The sequence below is a fragment of the Synechococcus sp. W60.1 genome (assembly GCF_047461575.1).
In the GTDB taxonomy this organism is placed as follows: Bacteria; Cyanobacteriota; Cyanobacteriia; order Thermostichales; family Thermostichaceae; genus Thermostichus.
Genome location: NZ_JANSHL010000002.1, coordinates 290,992 through 306,569 on the forward strand (window position 1 = coordinate 290,992; position 15,578 = coordinate 306,569).

The 15,578-nt window shown below is 59.2% G+C and carries 11 protein-coding genes and 1 pseudogene; 4 read left to right on the forward strand and 8 right to left on the reverse strand.

Annotated elements, in window-relative coordinates:
* Positions 1 to 15: 15 nt before the first annotated feature.
* Positions 16 to 663: a universal stress protein gene (locus NW805_RS03455; RefSeq protein WP_414421644.1), complete on the forward strand. Its 648-nt coding sequence runs from the start codon at positions 16 to 18 to the stop codon at positions 661 to 663.
* A 4-nt stretch (positions 664 to 667) separates the two neighbouring features.
* On the opposite strand, the gene NW805_RS03460 is transcribed toward NW805_RS03455, so the two are convergent.
* The 5 genes from NW805_RS03460 to purM all read right to left on the reverse strand — a co-directional run bounded on the left by NW805_RS03460 (position 668) and on the right by purM (position 6,829).
* A complete protein-coding gene (locus tag NW805_RS03460; protein ID WP_414421645.1) occupies positions 668 to 2,152 on the reverse strand; it encodes a DUF4340 domain-containing protein in 1,485 nt (494 codons plus the stop codon).
* 18 nt (positions 2,153 to 2,170) lie between these two features.
* Positions 2,171 to 3,733 carry a GldG family protein gene (locus tag NW805_RS03465; protein ID WP_414421646.1) on the reverse strand — a complete coding sequence of 521 codons (1,563 nt, stop codon included), beginning with the start codon at positions 3,731 to 3,733 and terminating at the stop codon, positions 2,171 to 2,173.
* A 23-nt stretch (positions 3,734 to 3,756) separates the two neighbouring features.
* Positions 3,757 to 4,542 carry an ABC transporter permease gene (locus NW805_RS03470; protein WP_011433262.1) on the reverse strand — a complete coding sequence of 262 codons (786 nt, stop codon included), beginning with the start codon at positions 4,540 to 4,542 and terminating at the stop codon, positions 3,757 to 3,759.
* Positions 4,539 to 5,549, reverse strand: coding sequence for an ABC transporter ATP-binding protein (locus NW805_RS03475; RefSeq protein ID WP_414343290.1), 1,011 nt, complete (start codon positions 5,547 to 5,549; stop codon positions 4,539 to 4,541). Before NW805_RS03475 ends, NW805_RS03470 begins: the two co-directional genes overlap by 4 nt.
* A 215-nt stretch (positions 5,550 to 5,764) precedes the next feature.
* Positions 5,765 to 6,829: a phosphoribosylformylglycinamidine cyclo-ligase gene (gene purM / locus NW805_RS03480; protein ID WP_414387809.1), complete on the reverse strand. Its 1,065-nt coding sequence runs from the start codon at positions 6,827 to 6,829 to the stop codon at positions 5,765 to 5,767.
* 144 nt (positions 6,830 to 6,973) lie between these two features.
* Here purM and NW805_RS03485 point away from each other — a divergent pair, with 144 nt between their 5' ends.
* Positions 6,974 to 8,140, forward strand: coding sequence for a septal ring lytic transglycosylase RlpA family protein (locus NW805_RS03485; protein WP_414421647.1), 1,167 nt, complete (start codon positions 6,974 to 6,976; stop codon positions 8,138 to 8,140).
* On the opposite strand, the gene NW805_RS03490 is transcribed toward NW805_RS03485, so the two are convergent.
* The 3 genes from NW805_RS03490 to NW805_RS03500 all read right to left on the reverse strand — a co-directional run bounded on the left by NW805_RS03490 (position 8,141) and on the right by NW805_RS03500 (position 13,373).
* Complete coding sequence (locus NW805_RS03490; protein ID WP_414421648.1) at positions 8,141 to 9,151, reverse strand: response regulator; 1,011 nt, start codon at positions 9,149 to 9,151, stop codon at positions 8,141 to 8,143.
* Positions 9,148 to 12,216, reverse strand: a complete 3,069-nt coding sequence (locus NW805_RS03495) for a PAS domain S-box protein (protein WP_414421649.1) — start codon at positions 12,214 to 12,216, stop codon at positions 9,148 to 9,150. Before NW805_RS03495 ends, NW805_RS03490 begins: the two co-directional genes overlap by 4 nt.
* Positions 12,217 to 12,374: 158 nt before the next feature.
* Positions 12,375 to 13,373 (reverse strand): ribose-phosphate pyrophosphokinase, encoded by a 999-nt coding sequence (locus NW805_RS03500; RefSeq protein ID WP_011433256.1) that lies wholly within the window; start codon positions 13,371 to 13,373, stop codon positions 12,375 to 12,377.
* A 119-nt stretch (positions 13,374 to 13,492) separates the two neighbouring features.
* On the opposite strand from NW805_RS03500, the gene NW805_RS03505 reads away from it, so the two are divergent.
* Both NW805_RS03505 and NW805_RS03510 read left to right on the forward strand, forming a co-directional pair.
* Entirely contained in the window at positions 13,493 to 15,025 is a 1,533-nt protein-coding gene (locus NW805_RS03505; protein WP_414421650.1) for an ABC transporter ATP-binding protein, read from the forward strand.
* A gap of 154 nt (positions 15,026 to 15,179) precedes the next feature.
* Positions 15,180 to 15,518 (forward strand): annotated as a pseudogene (locus tag NW805_RS03510) (TM2 domain-containing protein); the annotation flags it as partial.
* Positions 15,519 to 15,578 lie beyond the last annotated feature (60 nt).

Sequence of the window (15,578 nt, forward strand, 5' to 3'; positions counted from 1 at the left end):
CTACAACACAGATAGGTGGGGCAGAGCAGAGGGGAGCTTGGAGTCGAGGGAAAAGGGGTCAGAGGTCAACCCCGAAGTCACGCTGCTTCTGCCTTGTGCCCCGCTGTTAGCCATCTGGAGGAAGCCGATATGTTCAGCAGGATTTTGGTGGCAGTGGATCGGTCGGAGCTGAGCCAGGGAGTATTTCAAAAGGCCGTCCAAGTGGCCAAGGCCATGCAGGCCCAGATGATGATTCTCCATGTTCTGTCTCAGGAAGAGCCGGGCGCCCCAGAGCCGCCGATGATCCTGGGGGTAGATTACAGCTCCACCATCAGCGCCGAGCTGTGGCAGTCCTACCGGGAGCAATGTGCCATCTTAGAGCAAAACCAGATGGACTACCTGCGCTCGCTGGTGGAGAAAGCGGCTGAGCACGGGATCCGCGCTGAGTACACCCTCAACTACGGCAACCCCGGTCGGGTCATCTGCGATCTGGCCCGCTCTTGGGATGCGGACTTGGTGGTGGTGGGCCGCCGCGGCCACTCCGGCCTGAGCGAGCTGTTTCTGGGCAGCGTTAGCAACTACGTGCTCCACCGCGCTCCCTGCTCGGTGCTGACGATACAAGGGGAAGCCCTGAAAAAAGCAACCCAAACCGCGGAGGAGAAGACAGCTACCTCTGCTGGCTAAGGCTCTAGGAACTCGGGGGCGAGGGGGTGGAAGGCGGTTGCGTGAGTGGGGCGGAGTCCTTGCTCTCCGGCTGGCCTTCCAAGAGGCGATTCACTTCGGTTTCCAGGCTGTTGAAGGTGCTCAGCTCGATCACGGCAATGTCCGGCTGGCGGCTGCTTTGCACATAAGCCCGCAAGCCAGAGGAGGCCAAGGTCAGGGTTAAGGGATCCTGCTCGGCGTCAGGCTTGGGCTCAAAGGTCAGCCGTAGGTCGGGCTCAGACAACACCCTTTGGGCTTCCGCGTCGGCCTGTTCCACAAACTCCTTGGCGCGGGCAGCATTCAGGCTGGAGAACAGAGAGCTGAGATCCACAGGCTGGCCCGGTTGCTCCGGGTTTTCCCAGCGCAGCTCCAAGGATCCCTTCTCTGAAGGCCGAGGGGTGAGGGTGACCTTTTCCCCTTGGGATTCTAAGGTGACTTGGCCCACTTGGTTGGCGTTGAGGCGGGCAATGCGGTGATCCCGCAGCTCTTCCAAGTCGGAGCGGAGAATATCGGCGGTGCTGGTGAGCAGGGTGGCCACTGCCGGGTGCTCAGAGGTGATGACGTACACCTGGCCATCTTTCTCCGATCCCAAAGCGACCTTCAGGGTTTTGCCGCCCTCCAGCTCTACCGTCAGCCGGGCGGAAGGCTGCTCCAAGCCATAGGGGGCGAGCTCGTCTTTGGTCTCGGCGGGGAACTCCACGGCTTGCAGGCGAGACAAAGTATTGAGCAGACGATCGACGTTGAGGTCATCGGCAGGCAGCTCGCGGGGCTGGACAATCTGCCAAGTAAAGTGCTCCGCACCGCTGGCGCGAACGTCTTGCCGCTGCAGGCGAACAACTTCCGGCTCCGCCTCTGCCAACTGCACTTGCAGGGCTTTCACCTCGGCTGTATCAAACTGAAGCAAAGTCTTGTCCCGCAAAGCCAAGAGAGAGGGCAACAGGGATCCCTTCTGGGCACTGCTTAGAAGCACCACCTGTCCCCCTTCGGGCTGGGCGTAGAAGCCGGAGCCATCGAAGTTGTCGTTGCCGATGGCTAGGCGGTAGGGATCCCCTTCTTTGGGGAAAAGGGCAATTTGGTGTCGCGGCTGATCCAGGCCAAAAGCGGCCAGGTCAGTGACCCCCTCCAGAGTGATTTGGGGGGTGAGGCGGGAGAAGGTGTTGAGCAACTGCTCAATGGGGAAGTCCAGCGCCGCCGACTGGATGGGACCGACGATCCGCCAGTGGGATCCCTCTTCTTCTGGATTGCGCTCCAAAAGGATTTCCAAGTACTCCGCACCGCTGCCGCGAACGGGTTCCCCCTCTTTCTGTTGGCGGATTTCAATGCGGGCGATGGTGTCGGTGGCAAAGTGGAACAGCCGCGCTCGCTCCGCCTGTTGCTCCTGACGCAGTTGCCGGATGTTGTCCAAGAGGAAGTAGCCCAGCAAACAGGCCACCGCCAAACCCAGGAGAATCCAGGTGGTTCGCTTGAACATGCCTGCTTTCCTCCAGCTCTACCGTCTTTGCCACCACAGGGCAGCTCCGGAACCCAGGGCCGCCAAGGGCAAAAGGACCGTCGATCCCAGCACCAGCCAGCGGAAGTTTTGACCGGTCAGGGTGAGACGGCGATCCGTGATGGATTTAGGGCGGATGGAGATCTGCTCCGTTTGCTCAGTCAGCCAGTTGAGGGTGTTCAAGAAGAGATCCCGGTTGCCCTGCTGCCGCAAGTTGCCGTTGAGGGCGAAGTTGACATTGCCGATCACCACCAGGCGGGCCTCCTGCCGGGATCCCGAGCCCTGTTCTGGGTCGGTGTCCAGACGGCGGGTTAAAGCAACGCCCAGGGTAAGGGGGCCAGGCTTGTCCTGCTCCGGATCGAACTGCAGGGGGCCACTTTCCAGGTCAGGACTGGTCTCCCCCCAGCTTTGCGGGTTGGTGCGCAGTAGGGGCGTGGCTTGGATCCCTTCGCGGGCTTCGGTTTCCACAGAGCGGGCCAGGGGGAACAGGGTCATTAGCCGCTGGGCCGCCAAGGGGGCGGTGATGGGGTGATCCCCGTAGGTAGTAACCAGGGCAACCGCCGGCCCTGTCCCCAACAGTTGGCTGACGCTGCTCACCTCAATGAGGATGTCATCCCCCAAGACCACGCCCCACTCTTCCAGCAAGGGATCCAGGCCGGCATCCACCCGTGGCCCAATCAACAACAGCAGCCGTCCGCCTTTCGCCAGATAATCCTGCAGTTTCTCCACCTCGCCGGGGAACAAAGCCCGCTGTGGCCCCGCCAGCACCAGGACATCCGCCTCTTCTGGGATCCCCGATTGCACCAAGTTGAGGGGCTCTACCCGATAGCCTTCCTGACCCAGGGCTGCCGCCGCCTGGGCCAGAGTTGGAGTACCTTCCCTCGCTTCCAGCCCCACTTCCCCGTGCCCTTGCACGAAATAGGCCAGCAACTCCCCTCGGTTGACCACTTTGGACAGGACGGGGGTCAGTTTGCTCTCCAGATCAGGGGCAGGGGGCTGAGGCAGTTGTTGCCGGCTTTCTCCGGCCTCCACCACCAGGGTGTTGTTCTGGGTCACCTGCAGCTGCTGAATGGTCAGGGGATCCCGGTTGGGATCCACAAACTCAAACTGGAAGCGGTTGGGGTTAAGGCGGCGATAGCGCTCCAGTTGTTCCCGCAGATTGGGATCCGGCGCAGTGGTGACCACCCAAACTTTGACCGGTTGCGCCAATCCCTGCACCAATTGCCGGGTTTGGGGCGAGAGGGTAAACAGACCCTCCTCAGTGAGATCCAGCCGCAGGTCGTAGCGCACCGCCACTACATTCACCAGCACTAGAATGACGGCCATCGCCGCCGCCGCCACCAGGATGTTGGCGTTGGTCTGGGTGGAACGCAAACCGAGGAAGACCCCCACCTCCTGCCGGTGGGTGATGCCCCAAGCCACCAGCAGGGCCAAACCTGTTGCCAGCATGCTCAGGGGCACAGCCGTCCAACCGGTGAAGGCGGATCCCACCACCAGGCCGATGGCGATGACGCCAATGCCCAGGATCCCTGTCCAGTCCAATAACGCGCGCCAGTCCTTCATCACCGCACTCCTCCCATCTGACCTCAGCTCTGTTGCCAGCGCAGGCTTTCCACCGATTGCACCGTGGCAAACAGCCCCAGGACGATGATGCTCAAGAAAAGAATGAGGCTGCTGCTGCTGAGGATCCCTTGCACCCAGTTGCTATATTGCTGCAGCAAAGACACATGCCGCAGCGTTGCAGCAATCCAGTTTTCCTCCTGGCCGGCTGCCGCGTCGATCACCCAGAGCAACAAAATCAAGCCAAAGGTGGCCACTGCTGCGATGAGGGTGCTGTCTGTCAGAGAAGAGATAAACAACCCCAAGGCCATAACGCTACCCGCCAGCAGGGTTAGGCCCACATAGCCCATCAGGGTCAGGCGGTAGTCCACTGCCGGGTTGGCGCTGCTCAGCACCAGCACATGGTAGACCAGCGGCGGCAGCAGCAGCGTGATGAAAAACACCCAGACCGCCAACCATTTGCCCAGGGCCACCTCCAAGTTGGTGATGGGAGAAGTAGCCAGCAGCTCCATGGTGCCCCGCCGCCGCTCCTCGGCATAGGAGCTCATGGTGAAGATGGGCAATAGAAATAAGGAGAGGGTGCCCAAGAGGTTGAGAAACTGCTGTGACAGGATGGTGGCCGCGTCGAAATTGTTCTCCTGGCCGAACTGGGCGAAAAGATCCACCTGCTGAGAAAAGCTGATCACCCGCACCAGAATATTAAAGAAGAAAAACCCCGCCAGTCCCCAAAACACCGCGGCCACCACATAGGCAATGGGGGAGGTGAAGTAGCCGCGCAGCTCTTTGCGAAAAATGGCAACCACTCCGTTCATGCCGCTTCCTCCAATGCGCCCTCAGATCCCTCTTGCGTAGTGAGCTGCAGGAAAATCTCTTCCAAAGAAGCCTGCGGGCGGCCTATCTCGTAGAGGTCGATCCCTGCCTGCACCAGCACCCTGGCCACCTCCGGGATCCAGCCGTCCGCGGCAGCGTTGCTCTTGAGCTGCACCTGCCAGCGGGAGGGATCCGCCGCCAAGGGCTGTAGGCTCACCACCTCCACTTGGGGCAAAGGCTGCAGGGCCGTCCGGATGGCCATTGCCTCGGTTGCCCCCACCACCAGCTTTGCCTGCTGCCGATCCTGGAGCTGGGCTGTCAGCTCGGCAGGCGTGCCAATGGCCGCCACCTGGCCGCGGTTGATGATCACCACTCGGTCGCAGGTCATGCTCACCTCGGGCAGGATGTGGGTGGAGAGGATGATGGTGTGCTCCCCCGCCAGGCTCTTGATGAGCTTGCGCACCTCGATAATCTGCTTGGGATCCAGCCCAATGGTGGGCTCATCCAGGATGATCACCGGCGGGTCGTGAACCAGGGCTTGGGCGATGCCCACCCGCTGCTTAAACCCCTTGGAGAGCTTGCGGATGAGGGTGTGGCGCTTTTCTTCCAGGCTGCACCGCCGGATCGCCTCGTCCACCCGCCTGGGCCGATCGCCAGCGCTGACCCGCTTGATCTGGGCCACAAAGTGCAGGTACGCCTCCACCGTCATGTCGGGGTAGAGGGGTGGGTTTTCCGGCAGATAGCCAATGCGCTGCCGCACCGCCATCGAGTTTTCGTGAACATCAAACCCGGCCACCCGCGCCGTCCCCTCGCTGGCAGGCAGATACCCCGCCAAAATGCGCATGGAAGTGGTCTTGCCAGCCCCATTCGGCCCCAAAAAACCCATGATCTCGCCGGCGTTCACCTGGAAGGAAACATCGCGGATGGCAGTGAAGCTGCCGTAGGTTTTGCTCAGATGCTCAACTTCGATGGCACCCGCGGTTGCACGAGCAGTGGGTAAACCTGTCATCAGCAACTCCTAACCTAGAGGGTCAGCAGCGATTAGCAAACGGTCCAAGGCCGAGTTACCCCTATTCCCAAAGAGGACAAATGTCGGGAAGCAGGCTCGGGCAAGAAGGCGGGCAACAGCGCTGAGGCCACATGCCAACTTAGCATAGCGACGGCGAGGATGAGTCGAGGGAACTGGGATCCCTTTCCCCCTTTTGGTGGGGATCCATCGGTTGGCTAGTCGGCAGGGCTTGTGAGGGATCCCCACTGTTCCAGTCCCAGAACGCGGCTTTCCCCTGGACAGGCCGCCACCACCTCCCCAATGGGAAAGGCTTCGGGGAGCAGGGATCTCACCTGATTTTCCGCCTCAGGGGGGATCACCAGCACATAGCCCACCCCCAGGTTGAAGGTGCGGAACATCTCCAAGGTCTCCACCTGGCCCTGTTCTTGGAGCCAGAGAAACTCCTGTGGGATGGGCCAGCTATGGGGCTGCAGCCGCGCCGCCTGGTTGGGGGCCAAACAGCGGGGCAAGTTTTCCGGGATCCCGCCGCCAGTGATGTGGGCCATGCCGTGGATGGCGATCCCTGCTGCCTGCAGCCGCTGCACCGCCTGCACGTAGATGCGGGTGGGGGTGAGGAATACTTCCGCCAAAGGCCGATCCCAGCCGGGAGGCCGGTGATCCCAGCGCCAACCCCGGTCGGCCACAATCCGCCGCACCAAGCTGTAGCCGTTGCTGTGTAGGCCGCTGCTGGGCAAAGCCAACAACCGATCCCCAAGCTGTACCCGCGACCCATCCAGAATGGCCGCCTTCTCCACAATTCCCACACAAAACCCGGCCAGGTCGTACTTCCCAGGGGGATAAAACCCCGGCATCTCCGCCGTTTCCCCGCCCAGCAGTTGGCAGCCCGCTTCCTGGCAGCCCGCCAAGATGCCATCGATCACCTGCCACAGGGCTTCTGGCTCCAGCTTGCCAGTGGCCACATAGTCCAAGAAAAACAGCGGCCGGGCCCCCACCGTCAGCACATCGTTGGCACACATCGCCACCAGATCGACGCCCACCCCCTGGTGCTGACCCCACTGCTGGGCAATGTCCAGCTTTGTCCCCACCCCATCGGTGCCCGCCACCAACACCGGCGCTTGATACCCTGTCGGCAGCTCAAACAGGCCGGCAAAGCCGCCGATGCCACCCAAGGTTTCTGAAGAACCTGAAGACGGAACTTGAATCCGTTCAACGCGCTCGCGGATCCCCCTGACAAAGGCCTGGCCCAGATCGATGTCAACCCCTGCTGAGCGGTAGTCCAAAATGCCAAAACCCCTTATGCTATCAAGACTTGGGCTTTTGTGCCCGACTGTGCAAACTGGTCAACTCAGGAACCTATGGTACATTAACTTCTGTTTTAACCGTCGCCTTGGAAGTTGTACAGGATTGGAGAGGAGCGCGGCCTCATGCGAAATTGGAAACAGCTTGGACAGGGACTGGATCCCGCCCGCAAAATGGGCTTGGTCAGCTGTCTCTGTGTCACGGCTTTGGGCTTGCCGGTAGGCATGTTGGGCGGCTTGACTTCGCGAGCACAAGCCTCGACGCGAACCGGATCCCCCAACACCCGAGCAGCAGAGCTGTCACCTGCATCCAAATTGCCCCCCCCGGCCACCCCTTCCCAACCCCTCCCTGCTGCCGCAGCCCCAGTCAGAACGCTGCCGAGAATTCCCCAAACCTCTATCTCCGACCACAAAGGTCTTGCCCCTGCCAAACTGGGTACCCTGAACTTGGATCCTTCTTTGAACCGAACTCGCCAGGCAATCCCGCACCGCCTGGAAGAGGATCCCATTCTCAAGATCGGCGAGCAACGGCAGCAAACCAGCCAGCCCATCTCCACCCTCTACGAGTATCAGATGGATGGCCGACAGGTGGTCACTGTCTATGTGCGGGATCTGCCCATTGTCAGCTTTGTCGAGCACCCTGGGCTGGAGCCACCGCTCATGCGGGCCAGCGCCCTTGTGGCCCAGCTCAACCAAATGGCCCAGGGATCCCTGAAAGACACCACCATCACCTTAGGTTGGGCAGATCTGGAATTGGCCGAACAAGGCTTGGGTGTTCCTCTCTACACCATTCAGGTCAACAACAAGGAATTGCTGCGCATCGACGCTGGAGTGCTGTTGATCGATAACCAGCGCCCGGTGGATGTGGCTGTTTTGGCCGCCAACCGTCTCCGCCGTCTGCTGCTCGATGCCCCGCCCATTGCAGCTCCGGCCCTGCCTCAACCGGCTGCTCTGACCGCCAAAGCCACCATGGCAGGCCCCAAGTCGAAAGCAGCCCCTCAGCAGGAACCCACCCCCGTCCGTGTGGTTGGGCCTGTGCAAGAGGGCATTGCTTCTTGGTATGACCTGCACCCAACCCGCCATGAGATGACGGCTGCCCACCCCACCCTGCCCTTTGGCACCGAGGTACGGGTGACCAACCTGAAAAATGGCCGCCAGGCCGTGGTGCGCATCAACGATCGCGGCCCTTTTATTCCCGGTCGGATCATCGACCTTTCCCTGCGGGCGGCAGAGGTGTTGGGGATGGTGCGCTCAGGGCTGGCGCCTGTGCGGGTGGAAGTGGTGCAACGCTAGCTAGGGCACGGGTGAAAAGCGCTTGGAATCGGGGGAATAGCGCCAAGAAATGCCCTCGGGATCCCGGCTGCGGCTCCACTCCGGAAACCCGGTTTTGAATTTCCAATAGGTAATGGCGGAAACCACCACCCCCAAACGTTCCGCCAACTGAGTCTGGTTGAGGGGGCGCAGCGGTGCCCGTGGCGCCGTAACGGCGGTGGGGCTGGGTGCGGGGGCAGAGCCTGCCGACTCTTGGGGGGCCGTGGCTGCAGGGGTGGGGGCTTCCTCCTCCAACCGGTGACTACGGCTGGGCTCCTGGGGACGCAGCAGGCTGAACTGGCTCAACAGGCCAACATTTTCCAGGTTTAAAAGATTTTCCAGGTTAGAGGTTTGGTGGATCAGCTCCAGCTCACGGCGAAACTCATCCTCCAGCACCTGCAGATAGTGCTCCCGCTTCTGCTCCGACTCGGCATCCTTGAGCAGACCCAAGGCAAAGCTGAGGTTCGAGAGGGGCTCGCTCAGATCCTGCAAGAATTTCTTGAACAGAGTGCCCTTCACCTCCGAGAACTGCTGCAGCTGCTGCAGTTTTTGCCGCAGCTCTTCGATTCTTTTTTCTTCCAGCTTGCGGTTCTCGAGGCTCTGGCGGTGGTTGTGCAGGGCAATTTCGATGGTGGTGTAGAGTTCCCGCTCTTTGAAGGGTTTGATGATGTAGCCAAAGGGTCGGGTCTCTTTGACGCGGGAGAGCGTGTCCTCATCGGCGTAGGCCGTCAGATGCACCACCGGAATGTTGAAGCGCTCGGTAATCCGCTTGGCGGCTTCTATACCATCGATATCGCCTTTTAAGACGATATCCATCAAGACTAAGTCCACCGGCATCTCTTCCAGTCTTCGGATTGCTTCTTCCCCGGAAGAAGCAATGGCGGGCACAGCGTAGCCGAATTTTTTCAGAACGTTGGCAATGTCCTTGGCGATGATCTTCTCGTCTTCGACGACCAGGATACTGCCTTTGACAAGGGGTGGAACTCTCTTCAAGGCTCGCTCCTCGGAAAGGTAATGATGAAGGTGGTACCCGGTTTGCTCCTCAATTGTATCTTGCCCTGTAGCTGATCGGTGAGGGTTGCAACCAGTTGTAAACCCAGAGATTGAGTTTCCTTGAAGTCAAAGTTCGGGGGCAAGCCAACGCCATTGTCGGAGACTCGCAACTGAGTATATTTGCGGGTTTGGCTGAAATGAATCTCTATCTCCCCGCTGCAGCCCTTCGGGAAGGCATACTTGAGGCTGTTGGTCACCAACTCGTTGATGATCAGGCCACACAAGACCGCATCGTCCAGGTTGAGGCGGATCCCTTCGGCGCGGATGTTGGCGCGAATGCTCTCGGGGTTTACCCCGTAAGAGTGAAAGAGGTTGGAGATCAAATTGTGTAGGTACTGCTTGAGATCCACAGCGGCCAGATTGTTGGATTGGTACAAACCTTCGTGGATCAAAGACATGGCTTGAATACGGCTGCCGGCATCCTTAAAAACGCGGGCGTACTTGCGGCTTTTGATTTGGTCAGCTTGGAGCCGCAGCAGGCTGGAGATGATTTGCAGATTGTTTTTGACGCGGTGGTGAATCTCCCGCAGCAGGACTTCTTTTTCCTGAAGGGCAGCTTGGATCTGCAGCTTTGCCCGTTTTTCTTCGGTAATGTCTTCGCAAATGCCGATGATGAAGAGGTTTTTGCCCTCGGGATCCCGGACTGCAGAGACCGCCAGGCGGCACCAAACCACCTTTCCGCTGCGGTGGATGTAGCGTTTTTCCAGATGGTAGCGATCCCGTTGGCCGTTCAAAACCTCCTGGAAAAGGCGCCAATCTTCCTGAATGTCTTCTGGATGGGTGAGGTCGCAGAAGCTCATGTGGGTCAGTTCGGCAGCGCTATAGCCCAAGATCTCTTCCAGAGCGGGGTTCACTTTTAGGTAATGGCCCCGATGATCGACGATGGAAATGCCCAGGGCTGACTGCTCGAAAATGCCCCGCAAACTCAGCTCGCTTTGGCGAAGGGCTGCCTCAGCTTGCTTGCGCTCGGTAATGTCCAAAATCTGGCTTAGAAAGTAGCTGGGATCCCCTTGGGCCGTGCGCACCAGGGTGATGCGAAGAATGGCATAGACTATTTGGCCGTTCTTGTGGATGTAGCGTTGTTCCTGTTCGCACTGATGCACCTGGCCGGCCAGCAGGCGGTTGCTGTTTTCCAGAGTGGTGGCAATGTCGTCGGGATGGGTGATGTCGAGGACGGTTTTCCCTTTGAGATCCTCCAGGGTGTAGCCCAGGGTTTCGGTAAAAGCGGCGTTGATTTGCAAATAGGTGCCATCCACGTGGGTCATGGCCTTGGCAATGGGGGCCCATTCAAAGGATTGGCGGAAGCGTTCTTCACTTTCTTTGAGGGCAATTTCTGCCTCCACGCGGGCGCTGATGTCGATCACCTGGTTGAGAAACTGGGTGGGCTGTCCTTCCTCGTCGGTGAGCAGGGTGGCCTGAAACAGCACATGAACAACCTGGCCGGAACGGTGGGTGTAGCGAATCTGGCGCTGGCTGACGGAGACCTTCCCTGCCAGCAAAGCCTCATTGGCCCCCAGCAGTGGGTTGACATCTTCGGGGTGGAGAATGTCCAGTTGTTGCCGATGTTTCAATTCTTCGGGGGTGTAGCCGACAATCTGGGCAAAGGCATCGTTGACCTGGATAAATCGCCCCTGCAAGTCCACAAGGGCAATTCCATTGGGGGCCAGCTCAAAAATCTGCCGAAAATGGTTGGCGCTTTGTTGCCAGGCTTGCTCTATACGACGCCGTTCGGCTTCCAGTTGCTTGGACTCAGTGATGTCTTCGACGATCCCTGTCACCCGATAGATTTTGCCCTCTTTGTCGGCGATGGGAAAGGTGCGTTCTCGCAGCCAAATCAGGCGGCCATCAGTGTGATAAATGCGGAAGACAACATCGGTGGATTTGCCCTCCGATTGGGCTTTGAGGATGGTGGGGAACAACCAGCGGTCGTCGGGGTGGATCTGGCGGATCCAGGCTTGGGGGTTGGCGTAGGCCTCTTCGGCGGAGCGGCCCCAAATGGCTTCACAGGCTGGGCTGACGTAGATCAGCTCTTTGCTGTAGAGTGTTGTAATCCAAAACAGTTGTTGCGTATTCTCTACCAGTTGCAGAAAACGATGCTCGCTCTCTCGGCGGGCTTCTTCCAATTGTTGTTGTCGTTCTTTCAGTTGACGGGATGCTGTGATGTCAGTAACAAATCCTTCAAAATAGAGGGGATCCCCTTGGTCGTTGTAGATGGTACGGGCATTTAAAGAAATCCAAATTAGCCTGCCATCTTTGCAGCAGACTTGGTGTTCAAAATTCACAACTTGACCTTCTCTCAGCATGCGCTGGATGAATTCGGCTCGTTGCTCCGGATCGCTATAGATTTGGGTGCCAATATCGGAGACGTTGTGCATCAAATCCTCAGGGGATTCGTAGCCGAAAATATGGGCCAAGGCCGGGTTGGCAACCAGATATTTGCCCTCTAGGGTGGTTTGAAAAATGCCTTCGACGGCGTTCTCGAAGATCTGCTGGTAGCGGGCAGCAGTGCTGCGGCTGTCCTGCAGTTGGGATTGGAGCTGCTCGAGGGTTTGCCGATGCTCCTGGGCTTGGAGAAGAATGTGCTTCAGGCTGAGGGCAACGAGGTCAATCTGTTCCCGTTCAAAGGAACTCAGTTGGCGAGGATGGCAGTCAAGCAGGTGCAGATCGGCCAACCGGATCCCCTGCTCAGTCTGCAAGAGGAAGGATTCATGAAAAGGCCATTGCTCAGCCCCAGGACTGGCATTGAGGTTGAAGGGTTCGCCGGCTGGGATCCCTTGCGGATCCCGGTAGAGGATCCCTTTTGAAGGCGAGTGGGGATCGGATCCCGGCTGGGCCAGTTCTAGATAGACCAAAGGTACTTTCAACAGTTGACCCAACAATTGCAACAGCGGGTACAGCGCTGTACCCAGTTCGGTTTGAAGGGACTGCCCTTCCCTGGGAGCAGTCCGCGGGAAAGCAAAACCGTGCACAACGGATCTTGGCGAGCGAGAAATGGGAGGTGACATGGGAAAACCTGGCCGAGGAGCTGGCTCAACCCAGTCCATCACGACAGATCGGGGGTGCCTGGTTGGGCTGATTTCCACAGGGAAAAGGAGCAGGCGCACCCATTCTGCACCCACTCTACTCTAGCGATACTCTGGAGAAACTTACTTTGAAACTTACTTTAGTGAAACATGCTGCTGACGGAGCTATCTTCATGAATGCGCCAGATCGCTTCCCCCAGCACATTGGCTACCGAGAGAACGGTTAACTCGGGAAAGTGCTGCTCTGGAGGGATAGGGATGGTGTTGGTGACGATCACCTCTTCAAATAGACCACCCCGCAGGCGTTGAATGGCCGGCTCAGAAAAAACAGGGTGAATGGCGCAGGCGTAAACCGCCTTGGCCCCCAGCTTGCGCAGCAATTTTGCCCCTTCCGAGATGGTGCCTGCCGTATCGATCATGTCGTCCACAAGGATGGCAGTTTTCCCCCGCACATCCCCAATCAGATTCATGACTTCCACATCGTTGTGGGCTTGGCGGCGCTTGTCAATGATTGCCAGAGGGGCTTCCTTGAGTTTTTTGGCAAAGGCACGGGCACGAGCCACACCCCCCACATCGGGAGAGACGACCACAATGTCTTCGTCGAGCAAGCCCTTTTCCTTGAGGTAAGCCTGTAATACCGGCTGGGCGTAGACGTGGTCGAGGGGAATGTCGAAGTAGCCTTGAATCTGGGCCGAGTGCAGATCCATAGCCAGCACGCGATGAGCTCCCGCCTGGGTAATCATGTTGGCCACCAGCTTGGCGGTGATCGCTTCTCGGCCTGCCGTTTTGCGGTCGGCGCGAGCGTAGCCGTAGTAGGGCAAGACAGCGGTGATCTGCCGGGCAGAGGCGCGGCGACAGGCATCGATGATCACCAGCAGTTCCATCAGGTGGTCGTTGACGGGGCGGCAAGTGGGCTGCACCAAGTAGACATCAGCACCCCGGATCGACTCTTGGATTTGGATGTACAGCTCGCCATCGGCAAAGCGCTTGCGCAACATCGGGCCCAGATCCATGCCCAAGTAACGCGCCACCTCTTGAGCCAGAGCCGGGTTAGCGCTGCCTGAGAAGATTTTGAGGCGGTTGCTATCCGAGATGGGTGGCAGGGGGGAAGGGCGGAGAAGAGGGGCAGGGCGAACCACAGATCGATGCTGAACTCGTCCGCAGCCAACGCCTAACGGCGAGCTGTCGCTATCGTAGCACCAGCACTTGCAACCTCAGCAACTGTATTCTTGGGGATTTTCTGGGGAGGCAGGTTACTATGAGCAGAATGAAGGTCGAGCTGCTGCACATCCACAAGCGTTTTGGGGCGGTACAGGCGAACCGCGATGTGTCCTTGCGGGTGGAGGCGGGCACAATCCACGGCCTGCTTGGGGAGAATGGGGCCGGCAAAAGTACCTTAGTTAAGATCCTGAGCGGCTTTCTGCGCTGCGATCAGGGGGAGATTTGGATCGATGGGCAACCGGTTCGCATCGACAGCCCTGCAGCAGCCATTCGCCTGGGCATTGGCATGTTGCACCAGGATCCCTTGGACTTTCCTTCTCTGACGGTGCTGGAAAACTTTATTGCCGGGCAGCGGGGGCGCTTGGGTTTGGGGCTGCGAGAAAGCCGGAAACGTCTTGAGAAAGCCTGTGAAGAGTTTGGTTTCAACCTCAACCCCGATGGAGCCATCGGCAGCTTGACGGTGGGGGAACGGCAACAACTGGAAATGCTGCGGTTGCTTTCCCTGGGGATCAACACCTTGATTTTGGATGAGCCAACGACGGGCATTTCTGCAGCGCAAAAAGATCTTTTGTTCGCGGCTCTGAGAAGGCTGGCGGGGCAGGGCAAATCGGTGATCTTCGTCTCCCACAAGCTGGCCGATGTGGAGTGCCTTTGCGATCGGGTGACGGTGATGCGGCAGGGGGAGGTGGTGGGGGAGCTGCCTGTTAGAGGTGAGGACATTGCCCTGCTGGAACAGCGGTTGATCGATTGGATGTTCGGGCGGGAGTTGGCACCCCCGGCTCGGCCCCATTCTCCGCAAAGGAGGGCGGATCCCCTGTTGGAGTTGCGCTCCCTGGTGGTGCGGCATGAGCCGTTTGCCTTAGCTTTGCCAGATCTGGCGGTGCAGCCGGGGGAAGTGATTGGGTTGGCCGGTTTGGAAGGCAGTGGGCAACGCTCTTTCCTGCTCACCTGTGCAGGGTTGTTGCCGCCCAGGCGTGGCCAGATCTTGTTGAGGGGGCAGGAGATGACAGGCCGTCCTTACGGCGACTACCTGCGCTGTGGGGTGGGGTTTTCTCCGGCGGATCGGCTGCGAGAAGGGCTGATCCCCGGCCTAACGTTGCAGGAGCATTTTGCCCTCAAGCAGCAGGATCCCTGGATCAACTGGGCTCTGGCCCGTCAGCAGACCCAAGCGGCCATCGAACACTTCAGCATTCGGGGTCACCCCTACAGCCGGGTGGAGCAACTCTCGGGGGGCAACCAACAGCGCAGTCAGTTGGCTCTCTTGCCCACACCCCTGAGTCTTTTGCTGATGGAGCACCCAACGCGAGGGTTGGACATTGAGTCGGCGCTGTGGGTCTGGGGGCAATTGCTGGAACGCACCCAAGCGGGTACGGCTATTCTTTTTGCCTCGGCGGATTTGGACGAGATCCTGCAGTACAGCGACCGAGTGATGGTGTTCAGCGGCGGACAGGTCTCGGAGCCCATTCCGGCGGCGGAGCTCACCGTTTCACGCCTGGGACAGATGATGACGCTTCCCGTCTTGCGCAGCACTCACAGCAGCGAGATCCCAGGGATCCCGACTGAGGTTTAGAGGGCTAATCGAAGCCCTCTAGCGGTCGCGTCAGCGGTGCGTAGCTCTTTCGCTTTGCCGCAGCAGGAGAAGGATTTGAGAACGGCATGGCAACCGGCTAGAGCAAGGCTTAGAGTAGCAGTAGCCCCAAGCCTTTTGCTCAAGGAATCTGGCCATGGGATCCCAGGATCGCCTCTTGCCTCCAGGAGCAGAGGAGCTGCAATCTGACCGCTCGCCCTCCTCGGAGCAAGTCCTTTTGGAGCTCACCGTTCGGGGATCCCGGCAGCAAGTCTTGCAGGGTTTGCGGGCCTGGCTGGAGCTGAGCTTGCTGACTCCAGAGCACTTTCGCTTGCTGGTGGAGCAGTATCGGCTAGAGGGGGAGGAACCAAGGTCAGCGGCAGTTTTCCCCAGCGACGAGATCCCGGCTCGTCTTGGCTCGGCCTACGTGCTCTGGATTTTGGGTTTGTTTGGCATCTGTGGCCTGCACCGTTTTTATCTGGGCCGCTGGCGGACGGGTTTGCTCTGGCTGTTGACCTTTGGGCTGCTGGGGATCGGTCAGCTCCTGGATTTGATT

Coding starts and splice junctions, on each gene's coding strand:
- NW805_RS03505 (WP_414421650.1), top strand. CDS start 13,493: ATGAGCAGAATGAAGGTCGAGCTGCTGCACATCCACAAGCGTTTTGGG.
- NW805_RS03485 (WP_414421647.1), top strand. CDS start 6,974: ATGCGAAATTGGAAACAGCTTGGACAGGGACTGGATCCCGCCCGCAAA.
- NW805_RS03495 (WP_414421649.1), bottom strand. CDS start 12,216: ATGTCACCTCCCATTTCTCGCTCGCCAAGATCCGTTGTGCACGGTTTT.
- NW805_RS03475 (WP_414343290.1), bottom strand. CDS start 5,549: ATGACAGGTTTACCCACTGCTCGTGCAACCGCGGGTGCCATCGAAGTT.
- NW805_RS03470 (WP_011433262.1), bottom strand. CDS start 4,542: ATGAACGGAGTGGTTGCCATTTTTCGCAAAGAGCTGCGCGGCTACTTC.
- NW805_RS03465 (WP_414421646.1), bottom strand. CDS start 3,733: ATGAAGGACTGGCGCGCGTTATTGGACTGGACAGGGATCCTGGGCATT.
- NW805_RS03460 (WP_414421645.1), bottom strand. CDS start 2,152: ATGTTCAAGCGAACCACCTGGATTCTCCTGGGTTTGGCGGTGGCCTGT.